Here is a 23,811-nt window from a genome sequence, read left to right on the forward strand (position 1 = left end):
GGGTGATGTTCGTCCCGACCACGAAAGGTGCACCGCCGATGCGCGTGGCCATGTTCGGCTACCAGACCTGGGGACACCGCACCCTCAAGGCCCTCCTCGACGCAGGCCAGGACGTGCGGCTGGTGGTCACCCACCCGCCGAGCGACCACGCCTACGAACGGATCTGGAGCGATTCGGTCGCCGGACTGGCCGAGCAGCACGGAATCCGCACCCTGCTGCGCACCCGCCCGGACGACGCCGAACTTCTCGACGAGCTGCAGGCCGCGGACCTGGACCTGATCGTCGCGAACAACTGGCGCACGTGGCTGCCGCCGGAGATCTTCGCCTTGCCGCGCAACGGCACGCTCAACGTGCACGATTCGCTGCTGCCCGCCTACGCCGGCTTCTCCCCCATCATCTGGGCGCTGATCAACGGCGAGCCGGAGGTGGGCGTCACCGCGCACATGATGAACGACGAACTTGACGCGGGCGACATCGTGGCCCAGCGCGCCGTTCCGGTCGGCCCGCGCGACACCGCCACGGATCTGTTCCACCGCACCGTCGACCTCATCGAACCGCTCGTGACGGAGGCGCTGGGCCTGATCGGATCCGGCACGGTCGTCCCGATCGCGCAGGACCGGACGAAGGCGAGCTTCTTCCACAAGCGAGCGCCGCGCGACAGCCTCATCGACTGGACGTGGTCGGCCGAGGAGCTGGACCGCTTGGTTCGCGCCCAATCCGACCCGTACCCCAACGCCTTCACCTACCACCGCGGCGAGCAACTGCGCATCGTGCGCGCGTCGGTTTCGGACGGTCGCTACGGCGGGACTCCTGGCCGCATCTTCATCCGCGAAGGCGAGGGCGTGGTGATCGTCGCGGGCCGGGAGGCGCGGCGCGGTCAGTCGCCGGGGTTGCGGATCGAACGCGTCCGGACGGCCGACGACCGGGAGCTTTCGGCTGCGGAGTACTTCACGACCATGGGCGGGTATCTCACCGACCGTCCGTGACCGCTCGTGAGTGCCGGTTCCCACCGGCACTCACGAGGTCTCGTCAACGCTCGGAAACCTTGCCCCCGTCGACTTCCAGCCGCCGCGTCACCGACACCGCGTCCAGCATCCGCCGGTCGTGCGTCACCAGCAGCAACGTCCCGGGGTAGGTGTCCAAAGCGGACTCGAACTGCTCGATCGCGGGCAGGTCGAGATGGTTGGTCGGCTCGTCCAGCACCAGCAGGTTCACCCCGCGCGCCTGCAGCAGCGCCAGCGCCGCGCGGGTGCGCTCGCCGGGCGAAAGCGTCGCCGCCGGACGCAGCACGTGCGCGGCCTTGAGCCCGAATTTCGCCAGCAGGGTACGGACTTCCGCGTCGGCGAGCGACGGGACCTCCTGCGCGAACGCGTCCGCCAGCGGGAGGTCGCCGAGGAACAGCCGGCGAGCCTGGTCGACCTCGCCCACCACGACGCCCGGCCCGAGCGCGGCGTTGCCCTCGTCGAGCGGCACCCGGCCGAGCAACGCCGCCAGGAGCGTGGACTTGCCCGCGCCGTTCGCACCGGTGATGGCGACCTTGTCCGCCCAGTCGATCTGCAGGTCCACCGGCCCGAGCGTGAACTCGCCGCGGCGCACGACCGCGCCCCGCAGCGTCGCGACCACCGCGCCCGCGCGCGGAGCGGCCGCGATCTCCATCCGCAGCTCCCACTCCTTGCGCGGTTCTTCGACGACCTCGAGCCGCTCGATCATCCGGTCCGTCTGGCGCGCCTTCGAGGCCTGTTTCTCGGTGGCCTCGCTGCGGAACTTGCGGCCGACCTTGTCGTTGTCGGTCGCCTTGCGGCGGGCGTTCTTGACGCCCTTCTCCATCCACGCGCGCTGCATGCCCGCCCGGGCCTCCAGCGACGCGCGGGTGTTGGCGTATTCCTCGTAGTCCTCGCGCGCGTGCCGCCGCGCGACCGCCCGTTCCTCCAAATAGGACTCGTACCCGCCGCCGTACGCCTTCACCTGGCGCTGCGCCAGATCCAGCTCCACCACGCGGTCGACCGTGCGGGCCAGGAACTCGCGGTCGTGGCTCACCAGCACGGTGCCCGCGCGCAGCCCGGTGACGAACCGCTCCAGCCGGGCCAGCCCGTCTAGGTCGAGGTCGTTCGTCGGCTCGTCGAGCAGGAAGATGTCGTACCGGCTGAGCAGCAGCGACGCCAGCCCGGCGCGCGCGGCCTGCCCGCCGGAAAGCGAAACCATCGGCTGGTCGAGGTCGACGGCCAGCCCGAGATCCGCGGCGACCTCGCCGGCGCGGTCGTCCAGGTCGGCGCCGCCGAGCGCGAGCCAGCGGTCCAGCGCGGTGCCGTATGCGTCGTCGGCGCCGTCGATGCCCGCGGTAAGCGCATCAGTCGCCGCATCGAGCGCGGTTTGCGCTGTCGCGACACCCGTGCGTCGCGCGAGGAAAGCGCGCACCGACTCGCCCTCGCGCCGCTCCGGCTCCTGCGGGAGGTGCCCGACGGTGGCGGTCGGCGGATTCAGCCGCACCTCGCCGGATTCCGGGCGGGCCAGCCCGGCCAGCGTGCGCAGCAAGGTGGACTTGCCGGCGCCGTTGACGCCGACCAGGCCGATCACCTCGCCAGGGGCGACGACGAGATCGAGACCGGAGAAGAGAACGCGGTCACCGTGGCCCGCGGCCAGGTCCTTCGCGACGAGTGTGGCGCTCATATCGCAGCCGAGTTTACGGGTGCCGCTCGCGCCGCGTGCCGCGTGTCGGCTCCGTCACTCCGAGTGGGTACTCTGGGCGGGTTGCCGGGTCCAACGAGAGCAGTGAGGTCGGTGAAAAGCGATGGCGGAACCCGCCCCCGTCCCGTTCGGCCGGGGGAAGCAGCGGGCTCCCCGGCCGACCGTCAGCAGACGGCGCGAGGTGAGCCACGCCAGCGCACGGTCGCTGCTGATGACCGTGCTGGGCGAGTACGTGCTGCCGCGCGACCGTCCGGTGTGGACGTCGATGCTGGTGGAATCCCTCGGCATGCTCGACATCGAGGAGAAGTCCGCGCGCCAGGCGCTGGCCCGGTCCGCGGGCGAGGGCTGGCTGGTGTCCGAACGCATCGGCCGCCGCGTCCGCTGGTCGCTGACCCCGCCCGGGCGGCGCCTGCTCACCGAGGGCGCCGACCGCATATACGCCTTCGGCCGCGACACGCACGCCTGGGAGAACCGCTGGCTGATGCTGATCGTCTCGGTACCGGAAGCGAAGCGCGACCTGCGCCACCGCCTGCGCACCCGGCTCACGTGGGCCGGCTTCGGTTCGCCGGTGGCCGGCGTCTGGGTCAGCCCGGATCCGAGCCGCGAGCCCGAAGCGCAGAAGATCGTCGCCGAACTGGGCCTCGAAGCGCAGGCGATGTCGTTCACCGCGGAGTACGGCGCGATCGGCGACCAGGAAAGCATGGTCGCGCGGTCCTGGGACCTGTCCGAGCTGACCGACCGGTACGAGGACTTCATCGACCGCTTCACCGGCGTGTCCCCCTCCGGCGCGCAAGCGGTCCTGCGCGCGCAAACCGAACTGGTGCACGAGTGGCGGCGTTTCCCGTTCCTCGACCCCCAACTGCCCGCGGAACTGCTGCCCGCAAGCTGGAGCGGAGCCAAGGCAGCTGAACTGTTCCACCGCAAACACGTGGAATGGCGCCCCGCCGCGCAGGCGTACTGGGACCAACTGACCGCGAACGAGGAGCAAGCATGACGAGGCTGGAACGCGACGGCGGGCTCGCCGTGCTCACCATCGACGAACCGCCGCTCAACCTCTACACGAAGCCGCTGCAGGACGCGCTTCTGGACGCGATCAGCTCGCTGGAGGAAACCCCCGCCCGAGCCCTCCTGATCCGCGCCGAAGGCCGCGTCGTGAGCGGGGGTGTCGATGTCGCGCTCTTCGATGCGCAGTCCTCTCCGGCTGAGGCGAAGGTGCTCTTCGACGAGCTGCTCACGGTGCCGGATCGCCTTGCCGCACTGCCGTTCCCGACGGTTTTCGCCGCGCATGGCCTTTGCCTGACCTGGGCTTTCGAGGTCGCCATGGCGTGCGATCTGCTGCTGGCCGCATCGCGGGCGAAGTTCGGTTTGGTGGAGAAGGTCGTCGGCCTGACGCCCACGATGGGCGGCACGCAGCGCCTCGCCGCTCGGGCCGGGGTGGCGCGGGCTAAGGAGTTCGTGTTCACCGGCTCTCCCTTTGACGCGGCCACGTTGGAGCGATGGAACGTCGTCAACCGCGTTCTCCCGGATGAAGGTTTCGACGAGGCTGCGCGGGAGTTCACGCGTCAGCTCGCCGAGGGCCCCACCCAGGCGCACGCCGCGACGAAGCAAATCCTGGCGCACTTCGAACACGGCGGGGTGCCAGAGGCGAACGCGCACGTGACGGCTATTGCCGCGGATCTGTACAACACGGAGGACCTGCGGGGCGCGGTGAAGTCGTTCCTGGCCGATGGGCCTGGGAAGGCACGGTTCAGCGGTCGCTGAGCGGGTTGCTCTCCAGCCCTGGTCCTTCTGCTGGACCAGGGCTGATTTTTTGGGGTGCCCATGGGTTGCCGGGGCTGGCGGCTCCGGGGCGGCTGATCATGGCGGTGTCGTCCTGCCTCTCGCGCGGGGAACCTCGGTCGCCTGGGTTTGCGCAGGTCAGAGACTAATGAAGACCTCGTTGCGGGGCCGGTTTCGGGACCCGCTAGAGTAGTCGCATCGCACTCCACGAGGGGTTCCTTCGGGGAGTGAGGAGTCCGGGCTGTGGCGCAGTTTGGTAGCGCACTTGACTGGGGGTCAAGGGGTCGCAGGTTCAAATCCTGTCAGCCCGACCGGACGAACAAGCCGCTTGGCTTGGGTGAAAGCCCAGGTCAGGCGGCTTTTTTGTCGTTGACCACCTGCCTGCTGCGGACAGCGGCGCTACGACCTCTGGGGACCATTTGGGGACCACTCGCGTCGACGTGACCGTGTAGCGCCGCCCAGCTCGCGATGAGGCACATGAAACGCCTTCAAGCCGCCAGCCGACTGGGCTAGCAGCGGCCAACGCTCTTAGCCGCCAAGACGCCGGGGAAGGAGCGTGCATGGATAGCGCCACGATCGTCGCGACGGCCTCGGCCGCGATTTCACTCCTGGCGATGGGCATCGCCATCTGGCAGGGAACCTCGGCGCACAGGGCAGCCGACGCGGCGAAGGGCCAAGCTGCATCGTCCTCCCAGGCCGCCGCAGCCGCTGAGCGTGCAGCTACCGCAGCCGAAGTCGCGAATGAAGTGCAGCGGCAGCAGATCGACGAGGCGGCCGGCCCCGAGTTCCAGTGCGTTCTAGGACTGTTCGGCGACCAGTCAAGCGAGGTTGCCGTGGAGATCACCATGATAAAAGGACCACCCCTGAACTCGGTCTCTGCATCAGCAGTTGGCAACACACTCGGCGTCAGCCGAGAAGATAACTCGAATTTCCGCCTCAAATTAGCTTTAGGACCAGCGGAAGAAGGCGACTCCTGGACGATCAAGGTCGGCCTCCAAAGAGTCGGGCGTCCTGAACTCGCCCAGATCCATCTCGATTGCCGAGATCACGACGGCACCCGCCAATGGCGGCGCACATACCCCCTCGAAGCAATGAAGAAATTGGGTTGATTCATGACGCATCGAGATACTCCAGAATCGGATGAGACCTTGCACTCTGAAGCGGTCGACGTTTACCGCCGCTACAATCGAATTTTGGAACGGTTCAACACATGGAGCTTTATGATCGGTTGGCTCGATCATGCTCCATAATTCTGGCGGAGACACTATCCGGGAGTTCTTTGTCTATTCTCTCATGAAGCTCTCTCATTAAAACATCGAAATCCGAAATAGTCCGACTTATTAATTTCCGGCCTTCGTTAACCAACACCACGGGAACCCCGCGATAGTGATCACTCCGAGTGTAGCCTTCCGAGAATTTAGTCATTTACTTTATGCCAATCATCACTTGCGAAGCAGAGGTTCAACGCAGCTAATATTCCACCCGAATTCGACTTACTTGAACTGCGCCGAGACGAGGGCACGGACACTGAACCTCTCAGCCTGCGACCGCAGGTGCCTGCTCCCTCCCCCGCAACACTCATCATGGCTGTTTAGTCGCCTAGTGAGCACGTTTTGTTTCGCCAAAGAGACATCGACTCCGCGAACAGTTGCTTCAATGTGGGCAAGGGTCCCAAGCGGTGCCGTGTAGTTCGTTATACACTTTCGCAGTACGCGCTCGGCCAGATCGTCGCCAGATGGGCCCTCATTCGACGCTTCGCCGATTCCGGCGCCAGTCGTTCTCAAAGTCGAACTCAACCCCGTTCAACCTCGCACCACCAAACATTGGATCTCTCGAAAACTCCGCATGGTGGAAATTTGGGATTTTCGCAAAATTAGAACTAGTGAAGTTTGCTTCCAAGTGAAACTTCGCATCAGTTACCGATAGCCGATCAGAAAAGCTGCACTGATTGCATTTCACGTCACCCGTAAAAATAGTCTTTTCAAGTAAAACGGGCCCCGAAAACCTTGCTCCGGAAAAGGTAACCTTTCCCTTGAATAGCGAACTGTCCAGCCCCAATTCATCGCCGACCTTAGCGTCCCGAAACGTAGCCCCGCTTTTAAACGCCGTACCCGTAAAGCTTCCGCCCCCCATCAGATCCGCGTCAGCGAAGTACGCTACGCCCCCGAATTCAGCATGATCAAACTCGGCCGAATCAGAGAATTCTGTCCCGGAAAATGCAGCAGTTGACTCAAACTTCGCCGAGTAGAACACTGTCAAATCGCTAAATTTCGATCGATTAAATAGTGCGGAACCGGAAAATTTTGCCCCGAAAAACACTCCTCCTTTAGTGAAGATGGAGTCGTTGAAATTTGACTCACCGGAGAAATTCGCATCTACAAACCTTGCCGACCCGACACTGCAATCTCTCAAGTCAATACTCCGGAGGTGAGCGCCGGAGAGGTCGAGGTCTCGCGAACCCCAGTTGGTTGCATTGTTTTGCACCTTGAGATGACTCGTTAAAATACGCTGCGCAGCGTCCCGTACTTCTATCTCCTGAGCGTATTCACGCTGCAGTGTTCTTCGGTCGGGCACCTCACCTTCATCAGAGATTGTTGGCGGCTCCGGCATCCTCAAGTAGGCGCACAGCACGTTGACGATGGTCTGGCGTTGGCTTTCGTTGTCCTGCGCAAGGCGTTCGAGAGCATAGAGTCCGCCAAGCCGCACCGGAGCTTTGTCAGAGCCGAGCTGCTCAACCGCTTTGGTGTACAGCTCGGTGATCCGCCGCTCGGTCGCGTCCAGTCGCGAGTCCTCAGCGATGCGCTCCTGGTGTCGCTTTGTGTCGGCTGCGACAGCTTCCTGATGCGCAAGTGTGCGCTCTCGAGTATCCAGATCGACCTCTGTGGCATGCTGCCGTCGCCAAGTCAGGTAGAGAGCGACAACTCCGCCGCTGCCGACCCCGATGCTCAGCCCGATCTTTAGCGCATCGAACCGGGCGGTAACCAAGGCGGAGCCATTCAGTCCCGAGGTCGCCGGCCACCACAGCAGGACGACTGCCGCCGTAGTGAGCACCGTAATCACGACGGCAGTCGTCCACATCGCTTTCGGAGTCAGTTCCCTCAGCCTGCTGGTGCCTCGAGTCGCCGGATGAGCGGGGTCGAGCAGCTCACCGTCCTCGCGTTTACTCGCATCGTCGCCCATGCAGTCATCTTCTCCCACTCGATACCCTCAAGGCCGAGGTTCCAGTTGGGGGCGCTGGCTGCCTGAGGACCTTCACCCAAATGGTCGCACCCGGGGAAGGAAGTCTCGGGCTAGCCGGCGAGGCCTCGACTCAGCGACCCGAAGGCCCACTTGCGCGGCCGGAGCTTTGGGGCATCGCTCAGGACGCGACTGCTCTTGTTCCACCCCCGATGCACCCCCGAATTCCTGCCTTAGGCCGCGCATACGCAGGTCAGAGCACATCTCCTGCCTGGATTCAAAACCCGTCCAGTGTGAGTTCGAATCTCGCTGGGGTACTCGCGAGCACCTGCATAAAATGACCCCTGACCAGATAGAACCTGGACAGGGGCCGCACTTGTTTGGTCCGGCTGTGTCCGGGGCTGTCCGGCCATCTGCGACTGTTCGCGGTCTATTCGCGGTCCACATCGGTACTGCTGCGCTCGCCGGACAGTAACGCGCGTATGCCTGCCTACCGACTTCATGACCATGCCACCCGCGGACACTCCCGAACCACTGACGCCTCTAGAACGCGAGCTGATCAAGCACGTCGAGCGCGGCGAGAGTCTCGATCTCGGCGAACACCACCCCGCGGACGAGACTGCAATGAGAGCCTGGGGAGAGACGCGCACGATCCGCGCGTGGGTCGTGCGCGACGTCCTTCGCGGCCGACTAGCCCCCGACCCGGACCCGCACGGTCTGCAGGTGCGCGGTGTCCGAATCGCCGGTCGTGTCGACCTGGACAACATCACCACCACCGTATCGCTCACCCTAAACAACTGCCTGCTAGACGAAGGAATGACCGCAGATAGCAGCCACCTCGCCAACCTCGCTCTGTCGCGCTGCTGGCTTGAACATCCCACTGAAACACCGCTCTCCGGTGCGAGACTAGTCGCGAGCGGCCTCGCCCTCGACGGCGCGACCGTGGTCGCGCACAGCGCAGATGGGGCCGTTCATCTAATCGACGCTCAAATCGATCAACTGAGCTGCAATGGGGCGACACTGCGCAACAACTCCGGCCCCGCACTCCACGCCGACAGGCTGCAGACCAACGGGAATGTGCTCCTGCGCAATGGATTCTCGGCAACCGGCGACAGCGACCGGGGGGCGGTCCGGCTGCTCGGCGCCCGCATCGGCGGCGGGCTGGTCTGCCACGGGGCGACACTGCGCAACAGCTCCGGCCCCGCCCTCCACGCCGACGGGCTGCAGACCAACGGGGATGTGTTCCTGCGCGAGGGGTTCTCGGCAACCGGCGACGGCGACAACGGGGCGGTCCGGCTGCTCGGCGCCCGCATCGGCGGCGGGCTGGTCTGCCACGGGGCGACACTGCGCAACAACTCCGGCCCCGCCCTCGTTGCCGACAGGCTGCAGACCAACGAGAGTGTGCTCCTGCGCAATGGATTCTCGGCAACCGGCGACAGCGACCGGGGGGCGGTCCGGCTGCTCAGCGCCCGCATCGGCGGCCAACTGGGCTGCCGCGCCGCCACACTGCGCAACAACTCCGGCCCCGCCCTCGTTGCCGATGGGCTGCAGACCAACGGGGATATGTTCATGTGCGAAGGTTTCTCGGCAACCGGCACCGGCGACAACGGGGCGGTCCGGCTGCTCAGCGCCCGCATCGGCGGCCAACTGGACTGCAGCGGGGCGACGACACTGCGCAACAACTCCGGCCCCGCACTCCACGCCGACAGGCTGCAGACCAACGGGAATGTGTTCCTGCGCGATGGATTCTCGGCAACCGGCGACGGCGACGAAGGGGCGGTCCGGCTGCTCGGCGCTCGCATCGGCGGCCAACTGGGCTGCCGCTACGCGACACTGCGCAACAACTCCGGCCCCGCACTCCACGCCTACGCGCTGCAAGTCTCCGGGGAGGTGTTCCTGCGCGAAGGGTTCTCGGCAACCGGCGGTGGCAAGGGTGCCGCGATCAATCTAGCCGGCGTTCAGATCGGGGGCACGCTGACATTCACGCCGAACCGATTGGAGCATCTCAGCAGCGCACTGTCCCGGCTCGATGTCGACGGCTTGGTCTACAACGGGTTGCCCTCCGGGATCTCGACCTACTCCTGGTTGCGACTGCTGCGCGAGGCCACACCCGCCTACGTCGCCCAGCCGTATCAGCAACTGGCCGCAGCACTGCGGGCAGCCGGGCACGACCACGAAGCACGGCGAGTACTGATCCAGCAACGCCGCGACCAAATCCAACGCCACGCCCTCACCGGACGCACCGAACGCACCTGGGCCCGCATCACCGGACTCACCCTCGGCTACGGCTACCAACCCTGGCGAGCACTCCTCGGCCTCCTCGCCGCCCTCATCACCGCGGCCGTGATCACCGCAATCCTTGGCGCCCACGGCGGCCTCGCCCAAATCCACACACCACCCAACCCCACACCCACGGACTGCACCCTCATCGAACGCATCGGCGTCGGACTCGACCTCGGCACACCACTCATCTCCACCGGTGCCCGCACCCACTGCGACACCACCAACACCGCCACCGGCCAATGGCTCACCGCCACCGGATGGGCACTCCGACTCCTCGCCTGGGCCTTCGCCACCCTCTTCATCGCCGGCTTCACCGGAGCCGTCCGCAAAACCTGAGTATGGCAACGCACAAGCCCGTGACGGACGTGAGCCGACACGGCGACAGTTCGCTGCCCCGGGCCATAGCCAGCACCGTCCGGTACCCATCGTCTTGCACGCGAGTTTGTCCGAGGAGGTTATCCGAGAGACGACCGGTAACGACCCACAACTTGTGCGGACTAGCGCAAGTGTCGGTCTCTGGCAACGCCGGACCGTGAAGGCAGTTATACATGTCCGTAAGCGCTCCGGAGCAACTTGCTTGAACAACGCCACCCCGGACAGCGGCTCCGACCAGCTCGCGCTCAGGGCAGGACGGGCTTCCTGGCCGGATCCAGAACCCGCGTGGGTTCAGCTGCTGCCTGACGAAGTGCCTGACAATGCACCCGGACGCGCGCGGACGTTCGCGCACGTCTGCGGTCACGGGTAGTCAGGCAAGAATGCCGCCCTACCTGGTGTTTTACGACTGTCAAGTGCCTGGGGGTCAAGGGGTCGCAGGTTCAAATCCTGTCAGCCCGACCGGAGACGAAAGCCGCTCGACCAGGGTGAAAACCCAGGTCGGGCGGCTTTTTTCGAGCCGTGCTTGATGTCCGCAACGGTCAAGGTCAGTCGGGCCCGTGGACCATTTGGGGACCAGCAGGCCCGAGCAACTGGGCTCGCCGCCGTGAGAAGAGCGCAGAAGACGAGGCCACACGGTCGAAGCGCGGCAAGACCTGCGGCCCTCGGCGGGGAGGTGCCGAAAGCTGACCCGCTGAACTTGGCGCCGCACTTGTCGCCAATCGGTCGTCCGTCGCGATTTTGCGTGCGGCCGAACGCAAGCGGGCATCGGTCACGGAGGCGCGAACAGGCCGTGCCCACGCTCTAGAGCAGATCCGGGGCACGCGATTCCGAGCGGGCCGCAGCGCGAAAATCCGGCGGCCCGGCAGCCGGAGTTCCCGGGCCGGAAGCTACGGCCTCGCGAGGGCGAGGGATCACCGGAGAAAGAGCGCGCCAAAGGCCGCGCGTCAGACTGGCGCTGGCGGTGGCGCCGATCGTGTTCAACAGTACGTCGTCGGTGGCGCTGACCCGACCGGCGTCCAACAGGTACTGCACGGCTTCGATCCCGATCGAGACGAGCGCCGCCGCCGCTGCTATCCGTGCGAGCGACTGCAGCCGGGGCACCCGAAACGGGACCAGCGCCGCGAGCGGTGCCAGCAGCACCAGGTTTCCCGCTATCTGCCAACCCGCGTCGGTTCCCAGACCGGCGACGTCCTGGCCCGGGATCAGATGCAGGGTGCTGCCTTCGCCGTCCCCGGCGGGTGCGGTGACCAGGACGACGACCAGCCCGCCGCAGAGCAGAATCGCCGTGTCGACGGCGGCGGTGAACGTCGCGATCGAGAGCGGCAAGCGCCGGCTCCGGCGCACCGCCAGCACAACCCACAGGATCTGCGACACCGGCAACGCCAAGACCGCCGCCGGAATGATCCGTTCGACCACTGTGTCCATCCCGCGCCTCTCCCCTGAACCCCCTTCGCAAGATCACCTTCGCATCGGTCAGGGAGAGTGTCGTGTCGCCACGATCACCCGACTTGATGGACGGCCGGATCGCCGAATGCGCTGTCTTGCAGTGGGGTTCGACCACCCGTTCACCTGACGGCCGGGGGACGCAATTACGCCATTCGTGTAGCGCCAAGGACTCGGTGCCGAACGCGCTGGTCGCAGTGCCTGCGAGCGTGGGGTGGGCGGCGTTGGCCGACTTCGCCGTCGGCGGCGAAGTCGGGGCTTCTTGCCAGACGAGCCCGAGTGCCACACCGGGCGGTCGGACTGCCCGGCGTGGCACTCGGGCTCGTCTTGGGTCGCCGCGATCGCCTCTGCCCTCTTCGGCCAGGATCCAAGCGACAGAACCCGAAATATGACCCGACCTGGGTGTGGCACCTGCCCGGAGACACTAACCGGGTCACCTCAGCTGCGGCACGACGAGCGGCCTAGGCGCGCGCGTCCCGGCCCGTGGTTCTGCCCAGCAACGCCTGCCGGGCTCCCGCCTGCGCTGAAGGTTGCCCGGCCGCTGAATGCCGGTGCGATCTCAGTCGTTGTCGTGTTCGGCGGTGTCGCCGGGCCACTGACCGGTGAGCTTGTCGTAGCCGGTCGCGCCGCCTCGGTCGACAGCCGCCTTCACCAGGCCGAAGATCGCTCCTTGTACGGACGCGGCCAAGAGCACCTCGCCCCATCCCCGGTCTTTCTGGGTCGGAGTCGGCGCCTTTTCCCTGCCGGAGATCAGCTTCCACACTCGATCGAACACCGCGTTGGCGGCCAAACCGCCAAGCACGCCGAACAGCATGCCCAGCGGGCGGTACAGCAGCTTGTTCATCTTCATTTTCCTTCCGGACTACCTTCCACGGCGCACAATCGGGGCGTTCTCGCTCGATCAAGCACTACCCGCTACCGCGGAGGTGTATGCGCGGCCGGGAGGTCGAAACCCAGTCGAAGCACGCGGCGCGTACCGGGTCGTCGTCCGCGGCCAGGCACTGACGGACAGGGGGCGGCCGGTGCGCCTCCATAGTCGCTTGTGGACAGTCCTGGCGGAGCTGGCCGAGATTCCGTCCCGGATCGGCGCGCAGCAAAGCCATTTCGGTCTGCGCAGGTGCGAACGATGTCGCGCCGGGTGCGGCATCCTGTGCCGTCAGGAAGTGTTGGCCAGGATCGTGCGGCAGTCGGCGAGCAGGGATTCGTCGGCGGTGACGAATCCGTTGTAGACATCGAAATACTCGACGACTCCCTGCACAGTGTGCCGGCGAACTGAATCCAGTTCGGCGCGGGCCAGTGGTGCGGCTGGGCGTGCGGCGGGGCCCAGTTCCGCCAGGCCGCGCGCCAAGGCAGGCATCAGCACTCGGTTCGTGCGCCACAACGTGACCAGCACCGCCGCTGCTGCGTCGGCGTCGCCGTCGATGCGCCACAAGGCGGTCGCCAGTTGGTATCGCACCCATCGGTAGGGGTCGGATTCGTCATCGGCTTGGGCGAGCATCGTCCGCAACCGTGCGCGGTAAGACGTCGCTGCTTGGCCCAGGGCGCCGAGAGCTTCCGCGGCGGCCGCGATCGCGTACTCGCTTCCGTCCAGACGCCGGGCAATCGCGGGGAGCACGACATCGGCGTCGCCGGTGATGCGCCACAGCGCGACCGCCGCGCCGATGGAATGGTCCCGGTCGGGTTCGCCCAGCAGCGAACGGAGTGCCGGGACCGCAGCGGCGGCGCCAGGGCCGATCTTGCCCAAAGCTGGCACGGTTTCTCGGGTCTTGCCGTTCGAGAGGAGGGCCACCATCTCCGGCACGGCTTCCGCGGCGACGGCGCCCATCTCCCCCAGCGCGCCCGCCAGCGCCTCGGCTTCCCCGGGGAAGTCCGGCATCCGACGACGGACCAGCGGGACCAGATCGGCCGCGAGCTCGCCGAAACTGCTGATGGCGCTTCCGATCCCAGCGGGCAGCTGCTCTTGCTCGAGCACCCAGCGCAGGGCCGGCAACGCGCGCACGTCCCGCAACTCCGCCAGCACGGGCAGAATCGGGTTGAGATCGACGGAAACCCGCGCCGGCCCGGAGCCGCGCGGGCGGGAAGTCTTGATGAGCCAACCCGGTTGGCCGGACAGCGGGTTGCTCCGTTCGGCTTCCCGGGGCATCGCATCGAGGGCCTGGCTCAGCGCATCCGCCGCGGGAGCGGCCAGGACGCCGAAACCCGCCAACGCGGTCACTGCGCTGCCAGCCAGAAGCGGGTGCTCGTCGAGCGCGTTTTCGCCGATGCGTACGGCCAGCTCGCGGTAGTCGCCGCGCCAGCCGCGGACGAGGTCACTCGCCGCGTTCTGGGCGTCCAGGCGGCATTGTCGGCCGGCCGCGCCCGTCAGGCCGGCCAGCAGCCGGAGCCGGTCGCCGACCTGATCGCGGAAAGCCCAGCTCAGCTCTCGGACCGGCGAGGGTCCGTACGGATCCAGGTCCTCCGGCAGGCCGCTCCGGTGCAGTGCCTTCCGCTTCCGCAACTCGCCGGCGAGCGTCGGCGGCGCGCCCGGCAGGGTCTCGAACGGGACCGGCTCCGGCACGGGCTCGGGGGTGGCATGCTGGGCGGTCAGCAATTCCACCGCCAGCTCGAGCCTCTCGTCCGACAGCGATTCAGTGCCGGATCGTGCCAGCGCGGCGAGCGCGGCCAGCCGCACCTTCGGGGGCCCGGGCTCGGCCAACGCGGCGCGCACGCCGGAGAGGTCGACATCCGCCGAGCGCCGGGCGAACGTTCCGATCGTGGCGACCAGCGCAGCCGCGACGGCGGGCACCGCTTCCGCGGCGAGCCGCCGCTGCACCGCCGCCGCGACTTCGGCCACCTCGGACCGGCGGGCGAGCAGCGTGGCGCCGACAGCCTCCCGGACCTCCGCGTCGGGATCGGCCAGCAACGGCAGCAGTGCCCCAGCAGCGCCGCCCACCGCCGACGCTGCCTGCCCGTACCGCATGCGGTCGCGATCCACCGGCGGCGAAGGCTGTTCCGCACCGCCGATACTGGCCAGCAGCCGCAGCACAGCAGCGCGCCCGGGAAGGCCGGGGCACGCGGCGACGCGCACCAGGAACGGGACGGCCGCGACCGTGCATTCGTAGACATCGCCTTGGTGGTGCACCGCCCCGTACATGCCGTCGAGCGCGACCTCCCGCACGGCCGGGTCGGCAGACGCCAGCCCGCGCAGCAGCCCGGGGACGTCCCCAGCCGGTCCGTACGCGTGTTCCATCGCGGCCCAGTCGATCTCGTCCAGCCCGGCGAAAACCTCGGCGGGCGCCTCGTTGTCCAGCACGTCGGGGATCATGCCACCGACCCCCGACAAAACCGGCCGCCCTTGTCCTCGGTCCCCCGTCCCGAGACCCGTCCCGAGCCGAAGGCATGCGACCGCCTCGTCCCGATCTTCGCTCTGCCGACCGTCGGTCCCGGACACCATCAACGCGGCACCCGAAAACGCACAATGCGTTTCACTTTCACGTTTCTGTCACCGTTCGCGTGAAGCCGGCACAATCGCGCGGGGCACTCTTTCGGCCGTGCTAGGATCGATTCAGAGAGAGCATCCATCGAACGTAGAGGCGCCCGATCGACGCATTCACCCGAGCCCGAGCGGAAAGCATTACCCGATCGGGCCGCTTCGGCACGGCCACGGGCGACCCCCGGGCATGCGGATGCGTCTCACCGGGATGAGCGGAATTCCGCGCGCAATTTCCGCGGGCCCCTGAAGTTTTCCGCGTTTCCGCCGCATTGACGTGCGGCTTTTTCGCGCAGACCAGCCGATGACCGAAAGGAATACCGTGATGAGCACCAGTTCGTCCGCGCCCTGTGCGCGACCGCTGATTCAGCGCACTTTGACCCACCTGGCCCAGCCCGCCGACCTCAACCACCAGGGAGACGTCGCGGGCGCGGTCATGTTCCGGCTGATCGACCACGCGGCCTGGCTCGTGACCCTCGAGTACAGCAACGGCCCGACGGCCACCCGCGCCGTGAAGCGCATGGAGTTCCTGAACCCCGTGCGAGAAGGCGGTTTGCTGCACGCCTGCGCGCGGATCGAGCGGGTCAACAACACCTCGATCGAAGTCCGCACCACGGTGACCGCCACCTACTGGTCGGGCTGGGCCGACGATCCCGAGGACCTCGCGGCGCCGCCGACGCCGGTGGCCTCCGCGGACTTGGTCTTCGTCGCGATCGACGTCACCGGAACGCCGCGGCCGGCGAACCCGGTGCCGGGGACCAGACTGTCGTCGGAGCGCCTGTACCTGCACCAGGAAGCGGCCTCCGGCTATCGCCGCTCCAGCCCGTGACACAAATCCGGAGCTCTTGAGCATTTCGCGAGAAGGCGGAAAGGAGAGCAGGAAAAAAATAACGCCGTCAGAATTTCCTGACCGGCGAGAAGCTTATCAGCGACCGTTATTCATCGCGGAACGATCTGGCTGGCGGCGCGTCTAGTGCGTGCCGTCAGCCAGCTTCACGCTGCCCGCTAATCGGGTGCGGCGAGACATTTCGAGCGTCGATCCCTCAGCGTGAGGAATGTCCGTTCGGTCAGGGCTCCTCAATCGAACTGGGAAGGAATCGCTGAACGAATTTCGAAGCGGAGCGACCCCGGACTCTCCGTCGGCGCCGTTCCCGCCTTCGAACCACTCCGGACGCGCCGTGCGGTTTCTGCCCGGCTCATTCGCCTGCGAGCCTCCGCGAGGCAGGCCGCCGCCGCGGACCCGGCCCGGGGGCCGGGAGATACGGGGTCGCGAATGGGACGGGGGCGGCGCGGGGAAAACGATACGGCCGTAGGTCCCGGCCGGGCGGGACCAAGAGCAGGAAGAAGCGGCACCGGGCAAGAAAAGGACGGCGGCGCGACTGTTCCTTCGCAAGGTCGATGCCCGCTCGGATCTCAGTCCTCGTGCGCGGCGGCGTCCAGTGCCGCCTGAAGGCCTCCCGGGTCCTTCAGCAGTTCCGGGTGGCGTTCGAGATGTTTGAGCTGAGCGGGGGTCAGCGTGCACGAATAGACCTGGCTCGCGCCGTCGGGCCGGCAGGTCTTGATCAGCAGCAACGGACCCAGTTGGATAGCCGCGGCGGATTCTTTCTCCAAAGCTTGGATGAGAGCAGCGAGACCCTGCGCGTTGTTCAGGGTGGCCTGGCTCTCCGGCACGGCGAGCAGGTGGACCTCCGCGGCGCGTTCCAGCTTCTCCAGCCTTTCCTGCAGCGCCGCGCGCGCCTGGGGGCTCGCGGCTTTGGCGCGCAGTTTCTGGAAGAACGATCCCAGAACCGGGTCGAACTCCGCGACCACTTCGAAACCCAGCTCGGCCCAGAACCGCTCGACCGCCTTCCGGATCTCCTCGCCCTCGCGGACGCCGCCGTCCCGCAGATAGATCGCCACCGCCCAGTTGTCTTCCGCCTGCTCGCGCGGCACCTCGATCGGCGGCGCACCGTGCGGGAATCCATAGGCCGTGGGGACATCGACGCGCCCGATCGCGATGCGGAGCCCCTCGACGCAGATCGCGTGCACGGTCTCGCGCATGGCCCGGGCCGATGCGGCGCGGGCGAAGTCGTCCGCGCGCCGGGCGCGATCGAGCAGCAGCTTCCAGCCGCGGCGGGAACGGCTCATCGTCCATCCCACGTACAGGCCGTCCCCGTAGCGGAACACTGAAATGACCGCACGGTAATCGTGATCGACCAGATCGAGGTAATTGACGGTCGCGAATCCGTCCTCGATCCGCCGGGTCGAAATCCGGTCGACCGGAAGGTTCTTTTCGCGGAGGCTCCCCGCCAGGAAGGTGTATACGGACTCGGCTGCCTGCCCGCGGTCCGCCAGGACGACCGACCACTCGCCGATCGGCTCCGCCGATCGCAAGAAGAGGGTCAGCAGGGCACAGACCGCGACGGCGGCGGAGAACGCGGCCGGATAAGGAATGCCCGCCATGTTCGCGATGCCGAGGAACGCCGCCAGCACAAGCACTCCGGCCGGGACTGTGCGCACCGCCAGCCGTCCGAGCCCGGCCGATTCCGTCGGCTCCAGGCTGCCGAGCCGGTAGCGCGGGACCCGGTCGAGGAAGGCGGGGTAATCGTCTCGGGTTTCCGGCTTCGGACCCGGCGTATCCGGTCTTGTCATCGTGCCCTTTCCCGCACAGGTGCGAGCTCGGTTTTCTCAGCCCTGGCTTTTCGGCCCTCGACCCGGACGAGGACGGATCGCCGCGTGGCCGATCAATCGCTCGGCCGCCGCGCTGCCCTCGGGCAGCAGGTCGTAGTAGCTGACTCGCGGACTGCTTTCTTCGTCCAGCCGGATCTTTTCGACATACCCCTGCTCGCACAGCTTCCGCAGCGTTCCCCGAAGCGCGTTCGTGCTCGGCGGCTTTCGCAGCCGCCGTCTCAGCTCGTGGATGTCCTGAGTGCCGTAGCGGGCCAGTGCCACGAGGACAGCCGACTCCGCGGCCGACCGCTTCCGCTTTTTTCGGCGCACCGGTTCGGCTTCCGGCTTCCGCGCGCTCTCGTCGTGCAGGCCCGGGTCGTCGACCGGAGTGAACAGACCGAGTTCGCGGCCGAATCCGACGACGAGCGCGTTGTCCGCGGCGGAAGCCGCGAGAACCTCCGCCGGGACGAACAGCACGGCTTCGGCGGCACCGGTCCGCGCGTCCCAGACACAGGCGCTGTTCTGGCTGCCTGCCGCGATCACCACCGGGCGGCCGGCGGCGGTTCCGAAGAGCAGCCGGGAAGCGACGCCGGCCGACGAGGGGATCGTCAGCGCGGCTTCCGCGGCGGCGTCCCACACTTTGATCACGCCGTCCGCCTGCTGCGTCGCGAGGAGAGCGGGACCGGGCGTCGCGGTCATCGCGACGTGCACGAGGTCGGAACCGAGCGGGCCGAAGGCATGCAGCGCCGAGCCCGTGGCCAGGTCGAACACGACGGCCCTCCGGTCCGCGGTGCCGGCCGCGAGCACGTCTCGCCGGCCGATCCGCCCGAACGCGACGGCCGTGATGTCCGGGATATCCGGCTCGGCGCCGGCGGCGTTCGGCAGGACCCGCCCGCTCCGGAGGCTCAGCATCGTGAGCCGCCCGTCGTGCACCGCGGCGACCGTCGCGTTCCGTCCGGAGCCGCCGACCTCCAGCGCCGAGGCGGGCAGGTGGCGCTTCCACAGCGCTTTGCCGGTGGAGACCAGGCGCGCGGCGACCGTTCCGTCGGAAGTGGCGGTCACCGCGACCGCGCCGTCCCGCGTTCCGCCCAGCCCGACCGCGACCACGGTCCCGGTGCCGACCGTGTAGTGCCCGATCTGCTTGCCGTCCGCGGCCGTGAACAACCGCAGCACCGAGTCGCCGCAAGCGGTGGCGATGACGGTCTGGCCGGCGACGCGCCGCACCGCGACCGCGTCGACCCGTTGCGGATGCCTGGCCCCTTCGGCCTGCGTCCGCCAGTGCTCCAGTGCCCAGAGGCTCGCCGTTCCGTCCTCGCTCCCGCTCACCGCGATCGGCTCGCCCCAGAGTTCGGTGACCTTGATGTCGGCCACGCCGCCCGTGTGCGCGAAGAACGTCCGCAACGGCCGGCAGTTCGAGGCGCTCCAGCTCTGCACTGTTTCGTCAGCGGATCCCGACAGGACGACGTGCTCGGCGAGTTCTCCGAGAATTTCGGCTTTTCGCCGCCACCAGTCCGTCCGCGGCCGCAGCCGCACCAGGTCCGGTTCGTTCGGCCGCGCCGGCCGCGGGGAGCGGTGCGTCCGGACGACATGCCAGGCGACGGCGGTGATCCGCTCCCGGTGCCTGCCGGTCATCCGTCCCAGGAGCTTGCCGTCCGCGAGGTTCCACAGCCGCAGCACCCCGTCCTCGCCGCCGGTGACCGCGACGGTCTCCAGCCCGGTTTCGATCACGCTGAGGACCTCCAGGCAACCCGGGCGTCCGGTCAACGTCGCCGTCAGCGCTCCGTCGGAGAGCCGCCACACGTGTCCGGAGCCGTCCTCGTGGGTCGTGACGACGACCGGCTCCTCGCGAACGAACGCGCACTCCGCGGCGGACACCGGACTGGCGGCGGTCCCGAATCCGGCGATCGCCCGCCGGGCGATGAGATCGACGACCACCACGGACCCGGTCGCGGTCACCGCCACGGCCACCGGGGCGTCGTCCGCGCCGCCGGAGATCAGCCGGACCACCGGCCCGCCGGCTCGCACCGTCTCGAGCGGCGTTCCGCCGACCAGATCCCACAGGCGGACCGCACCGTCCGCGTCGCCGGAAATCGCGAGATGCTTCTCGTCGACGGCGTCGACCAGCAGGCAGCCGACCGCCGCGGCGCCCGCGTGCCGGTATCGCTTCTTGCCGGTGCGAAGTTCCCAGCAGCACACCGTCCCGCCGGTGTCCGCGGTGACCGCCAGCGGCGAGGACGCCGGGCCGCCCACCGCGACTGACGTCAGCGGCCTCCGATGGCCCCGAAGACGCCGGTGCAGCACCCCCACGAAAAGGTTCCACACGCACGCTGCCCCGTCGTCGCCCGCGGTGACCGCGATCGGCGTCTCGTCGACGAAGCCCGTGGCGATCGCGCGGATCGGCCCGTCGTGCCCCACGAGCGAGGCCTTCAGCGCGAGGCTGATGTTCCCGGCCGTGGCCCAGCGGCACTGCCAGCCGACCGGCGGCAACAGCGGCGGGTTGTACAGCCGCGAGCCGATCCCGCCGGACCGGTGCCGGATCGCGTCCACGGCCAGGATCTGCCGCCGTTGTTCGGGTTCCGAGTGCAGATGGCGCGCCAGCGAGGAACGGTAGATCGGCATGGTCTCGGTGGGGACCCGCGTCTCCAGGATGGCGCCGAAGGTCTGCACGCTGCCGGGAGCGCCGTGGACCAGGTACTCGGCGTCCTGGAGGAGTTCGGCCAATTCGCCTGCCTCGAGCGCGTGTTCGGGCGCGTGGCGCAGCAGATACGGAGAAGCCAGATCCCATCTTCGCGACCCTCCCTCGGTGATCGAGGCGAGCAGCCGTTCGTAGACCAGAGCGGCGGCCGTCCCGCGCGCTTCGTCTTCGGTCATCCCAGCAGCCTGGCCAGCCGGCGGGACTTCAGGTAGTTGCCCGCCTTGTGGAAGTCCCAGGCATCGATGACGTCGTGGTCGTCGCTGTCGACCCCGGCGAAACAGCGCGAGACTCCTCCGATCGGCACCGCGACGAGATCCCCGGGATCGGCCAGGTTGGCCCACCTGCCGACCCGGTGCGGACGGGTCCCCCGCCCTTCTCGCGGCGCGGGCGTGAGCCGCTCGAAAACCGCCTTCGGGAAGGCCAGCGGCGAGCCGAGGGTGATCCACAACGGCACGCTCGGTCCCGCGCTCTCGTGCAGGATCTCGTAGGTCACCACTGTTCCCAGGGAATGGGCCAGCACGACCTCGGGCTGATGCCGCTGAAGCGCCGCGCGCAGCCGTTCCTGGACGGCCTCCCGGGCCCCGCCGGGCGAAAGGTAAGCGACCGCCTCCTTCGCGAAACGAACCAGCAGCCATTCCACGAGCCGCTCGCTGCACACCCGGCTCGCCGCGAGCGTCGAAATCATCGCCCGAAGCCATGCGGTCAACCGGCCCTGCGGCACCCCCGGCAATTCGAGAGGCTGCCCTTCGAGGAGACACCGCAGGAACTCCTCCTCGACGGCGGTCAGGTCGCTGAGGTCGCTGTCGTCGCCCTGGCGGCCGCGCACCCGCAGGAGGTCGGAGTAGTACGCCACGGTGACGTCGTGCCGGCCCCCGGCGGCGGCGAGACCGGCCGTCCAGACGCGGGACAGCGAAGCCGAAGCGCTCTCCGGAGTCTCATGAGGACGGTAGTTCCCGATCCCGTGGACTCCCAGGATCTTCATGTCCGAATTCCTTTCCCCATGGCGTCGCCTTGAGATAGTCGGCCAGTCCCTGGTGGAAGAGCCGGTACAGCACAGATCCGTCTGCTTCGACGCTCGTGCGCAGGTAGAAGCGGCCCGCGGCAAGCAACTCCCGGACGTTGTCCTCAGTCACCGAAGGATGGAACCCGGGTGCGATCGCGGCGACCGCCTCGGTCGGAAAGCCCTGTCCCTTCGCCCAGGCCACAGCTGCCAGGGTGGCTCGCAGAGCGTCTTTCTCCGGATGCAGCGAAAGGTCCAGTTCGAGCACGTCGGGCAGCGTCCGGGGGGCGCTCGCGCCGAGCACGGCCGCGCTGACGGCGTCCGTCGCCGGTTCGAGCGCCACCAGCGACCGGCTGAAGATCCGGGCTACCAGAAAGGGTCCCCACTCGCGCCGCCGCCGCGGATCCTCGGCGAGAGCGCGTGCCACGGTGCGGGCCAGGACGGCGCGCACGTGGCGGCGCGCGGGTTCCCGGTAAGCGGTGTGCTCGGCCAGGACGCGGAGAAGATGCTGTTCGAGGTCCGCGCGCAATTCCGCTTCCGGCACGTCGTCGAGATCGACCACGGCGCCGGCCGCTCCCGCCTGCTTCAGCAACGGTTCGAAGTCCGGCCTCCGGCGGGTCCCGACCAGCAAGCGGCACGCCGGGGCGCCGTCGGTCCGGACGGCCCGAACCAGCGGAAGCAGGAGTTCCCGGAGGACGTGCACCGGGTCGTCGGCTTCGTCGAGCGCGTCGAAAACGAGAGCAGGTACCGTTTCAAGGTCCAGGACAGCGGCGATGAGCGCCCGCGCGGACAGCGTGCCGTCGCCCGGGGCGAGACGCCACTGCGCCGCCAGCGAGACGAGAACGGCATCGAGATCGCGACCGCGGGCGTGAATGGCCGCCAACCCGTCGTTCGCGGACGGGGTGCCCTCAGGGCACTGCGCGGCGAGGCAAGCCCGGACGTCCGGCACCGCGGCGACGATCTCGGGGTGGCCCGCGCACGCCAACGCGCCGAGCAAAGCCGATTTGCCCGCCCCCGGAGCACCGGTCACCACCTTCAAGCCGCCGACGGTCGCGTCGTCCAGCCACGGGGCGAGCTCGCCCAGCTGCTGCCGCCTCCCGACGAAGTGGTCGCCGACGCGGTCGATGAAATGGTCGGCGCCGAGATCGGCGACAAACGGCCGGACCGGCGGCGTGATCGCCTGCACTCGCGCCCGGCGTTCGTCGGAAACCCAATTCGGGTTGCGGAAAAACGGTAGTTCGGGAAGCGGCTGGGACGGGTCGATCTTCGTGGCGTGGATCCGCTGCGTGCTGCCCGCCGCGGTCAAGCGCTGCTGGATCACGAACACCAGGCGGTCCCAGCGGACGAATTCGATCGACGGGTCGGTGTCGAGGCCGTTCGCCGCGATCTGCTCGAGCACCTCTCCCACGATCTCGCTGAACGTGCCGTCGTAGGCGGGTTCCGCGGGGCTGGTCGCCGCGACCACCCAGGCGTTCAGCTCGTCGTCGGGAACCTGGGCCAGCTGCGCGATCCGGGCCGCGCGGCCGGCCCGGCAGAGATCGACGACGAACAGCATCGGCTCGGCTCGCCGGTGCGCGGTGCGAATCCACTGGACCACGTCGGTCCCGTTGCCCGTCTGCCCGCAGGAGGGCACGAAACACAATTGCTCGCCGTCTTCCGCCGACCGGGACCGCACCGCGTCCGCGAGCGACGTCGCCCCGTGCGAAATGACATGGACGATGCGAAATCCCTTCGTCACCGCGTCGTCCCATTTCTCCAGAACAGTACGCCGGACGGGGTTTTCGACGATTTCCACGTCGTACGCGAGTTTTCGATAGGCCTGCTGCAGCCGCGGCAGCAATGCGGTGACGAAGGGCAAGTCTTCCCACACCTGCTGCGCGGGCTCCGGCTCTGCCTCCGGCGGAAGCGGCGACGCGAACCGTTGTGCCGCAAGCACCATGACCGCCCCGGTTCCCGCCTGTTCGGCGACCGGATGCATTCGCTCAGCGGCAGGCATGTGCTTCTTTCGGCAGCGGCCAGGTCTCTGCCGAAAGGTCGCGTCACGAACTCTCGCCGTTACACCGCGTTTCCGGTGAACCCCGTCAGCCGTTCAACGGCTCCGCGCGGGCCGTTGTTTGCAGATCGTCAAATACAACGTCGAATACCAGGATGGGCCAGGATTCCGGAAGCCCGGATCAGGCCCGAGGGGCATTGGTCTCCGGCAATGGTGGCCGTCGCCCCTGGAGGGCCAAGGAGCGGCTGTCCCACGCTGGACAT

General features: G+C 67.9%; 15 protein-coding genes and 1 tRNA gene. 7 read left to right on the plus strand and 9 right to left on the minus strand.

The features are described 5' to 3' along the window. Positions 1–38: 38 nt before the first annotated feature. Positions 39–986: a methionyl-tRNA formyltransferase gene (locus ACWDNU_RS15415; RefSeq protein ID WP_449669280.1), complete on the plus strand. Its 948-nt coding sequence runs from the start codon at positions 39–41 to the stop codon at positions 984–986. Positions 987–1,029: 43 nt separating this feature from the next. On the opposite strand, the gene ACWDNU_RS15420 is transcribed toward ACWDNU_RS15415, so the two are convergent. Beyond that, positions 1,030–2,667: an ABC-F family ATP-binding cassette domain-containing protein gene (locus ACWDNU_RS15420; protein ID WP_449669281.1), complete on the minus strand. Its 1,638-nt coding sequence runs from the start codon at positions 2,665–2,667 to the stop codon at positions 1,030–1,032. 121 nt (positions 2,668–2,788) lie between these two features. Here ACWDNU_RS15420 and ACWDNU_RS15425 point away from each other — a divergent pair, with 121 nt between their 5' ends. The 4 genes from ACWDNU_RS15425 (at position 2,789) to ACWDNU_RS15440 (ending at position 5,573) form a co-directional block, all read left to right on the plus strand. Continuing rightward, positions 2,789–3,679, plus strand: coding sequence for a PaaX family transcriptional regulator (locus tag ACWDNU_RS15425; protein WP_370936769.1), 891 nt, complete (start codon positions 2,789–2,791; stop codon positions 3,677–3,679). After that, positions 3,676–4,446, plus strand: coding sequence for an enoyl-CoA hydratase/isomerase family protein (locus ACWDNU_RS15430; protein ID WP_370936768.1), 771 nt, complete (start codon positions 3,676–3,678; stop codon positions 4,444–4,446). Before ACWDNU_RS15425 ends, ACWDNU_RS15430 begins: the two co-directional genes overlap by 4 nt. Positions 4,447–4,701: 255 nt before the next feature. Beyond that, a tRNA-Pro gene (locus ACWDNU_RS15435) sits at positions 4,702–4,775 on the plus strand. A gap of 249 nt (positions 4,776–5,024) precedes the next feature. Then, positions 5,025–5,573, plus strand: coding sequence for a hypothetical protein (locus tag ACWDNU_RS15440; protein WP_449669282.1), 549 nt, complete (start codon positions 5,025–5,027; stop codon positions 5,571–5,573). Between the two features lie 634 nt (positions 5,574–6,207). On the opposite strand, the gene ACWDNU_RS15445 is transcribed toward ACWDNU_RS15440, so the two are convergent. Continuing rightward, positions 6,208–7,644: a pentapeptide repeat-containing protein gene (locus tag ACWDNU_RS15445; RefSeq protein ID WP_449669283.1), complete on the minus strand. Its 1,437-nt coding sequence runs from the start codon at positions 7,642–7,644 to the stop codon at positions 6,208–6,210. Positions 7,645–8,142: 498 nt separating this feature from the next. Here ACWDNU_RS15445 and ACWDNU_RS15450 point away from each other — a divergent pair, with 498 nt between their 5' ends. Beyond that, a complete protein-coding gene (locus tag ACWDNU_RS15450) occupies positions 8,143–10,260 on the plus strand; it encodes a hypothetical protein (protein ID WP_449669284.1) in 2,118 nt (705 codons plus the stop codon). Between the two features lie 840 nt (positions 10,261–11,100). Here ACWDNU_RS15450 and ACWDNU_RS15455 read toward each other — a convergent pair. From ACWDNU_RS15455 to ACWDNU_RS15465, 3 genes are all read right to left on the minus strand, one after another. Continuing rightward, positions 11,101–11,715 (minus strand): VanZ family protein, encoded by a 615-nt coding sequence (locus ACWDNU_RS15455; RefSeq protein ID WP_449669285.1) that lies wholly within the window; start codon positions 11,713–11,715, stop codon positions 11,101–11,103. A 586-nt stretch (positions 11,716–12,301) separates the two neighbouring features. Continuing rightward, complete coding sequence (locus ACWDNU_RS15460; protein WP_449669286.1) at positions 12,302–12,586, minus strand: DUF4235 domain-containing protein; 285 nt, start codon at positions 12,584–12,586, stop codon at positions 12,302–12,304. Between the two features lie 312 nt (positions 12,587–12,898). Continuing rightward, positions 12,899–15,046: a hypothetical protein gene (locus ACWDNU_RS15465; RefSeq protein WP_449669287.1), complete on the minus strand. Its 2,148-nt coding sequence runs from the start codon at positions 15,044–15,046 to the stop codon at positions 12,899–12,901. Positions 15,047–15,536: 490 nt separating this feature from the next. Between ACWDNU_RS15465 and ACWDNU_RS15470 the strand changes: the two genes are divergently transcribed. Next, positions 15,537–16,040, plus strand: a complete 504-nt coding sequence (locus ACWDNU_RS15470) for an acyl-CoA thioesterase (protein WP_370936764.1) — start codon at positions 15,537–15,539, stop codon at positions 16,038–16,040. A gap of 584 nt (positions 16,041–16,624) precedes the next feature. On the opposite strand, the gene ACWDNU_RS15475 is transcribed toward ACWDNU_RS15470, so the two are convergent. The 4 genes from ACWDNU_RS15475 to ACWDNU_RS15490 are packed head-to-tail and all read right to left on the minus strand — an operon-like array spanning position 16,625 to position 23,551. Continuing rightward, a complete protein-coding gene (locus tag ACWDNU_RS15475) occupies positions 16,625–17,842 on the minus strand; it encodes a hypothetical protein (protein ID WP_449669288.1) in 1,218 nt (405 codons plus the stop codon). Positions 17,843–17,878: 36 nt separating this feature from the next. Next, positions 17,879–20,731: a hypothetical protein gene (locus tag ACWDNU_RS15480; RefSeq protein ID WP_449669289.1), complete on the minus strand. Its 2,853-nt coding sequence runs from the start codon at positions 20,729–20,731 to the stop codon at positions 17,879–17,881. After that, positions 20,728–21,537 carry a serine peptidase gene (locus ACWDNU_RS15485; RefSeq protein WP_449669290.1) on the minus strand — a complete coding sequence of 270 codons (810 nt, stop codon included), beginning with the start codon at positions 21,535–21,537 and terminating at the stop codon, positions 20,728–20,730. The genes ACWDNU_RS15480 and ACWDNU_RS15485 overlap by 4 nt, the downstream gene beginning before the upstream one ends. After that, on the minus strand, positions 21,491–23,551 hold the full coding sequence (locus tag ACWDNU_RS15490; protein ID WP_449669291.1) for a hypothetical protein: 2,061 nt from the start codon (positions 23,549–23,551) through the stop codon (positions 21,491–21,493). The genes ACWDNU_RS15485 and ACWDNU_RS15490 overlap by 47 nt, the downstream gene beginning before the upstream one ends. Positions 23,552–23,811 lie beyond the last annotated feature (260 nt).

This window comes from Amycolatopsis sp. NPDC003676, assembly GCF_053587275.1.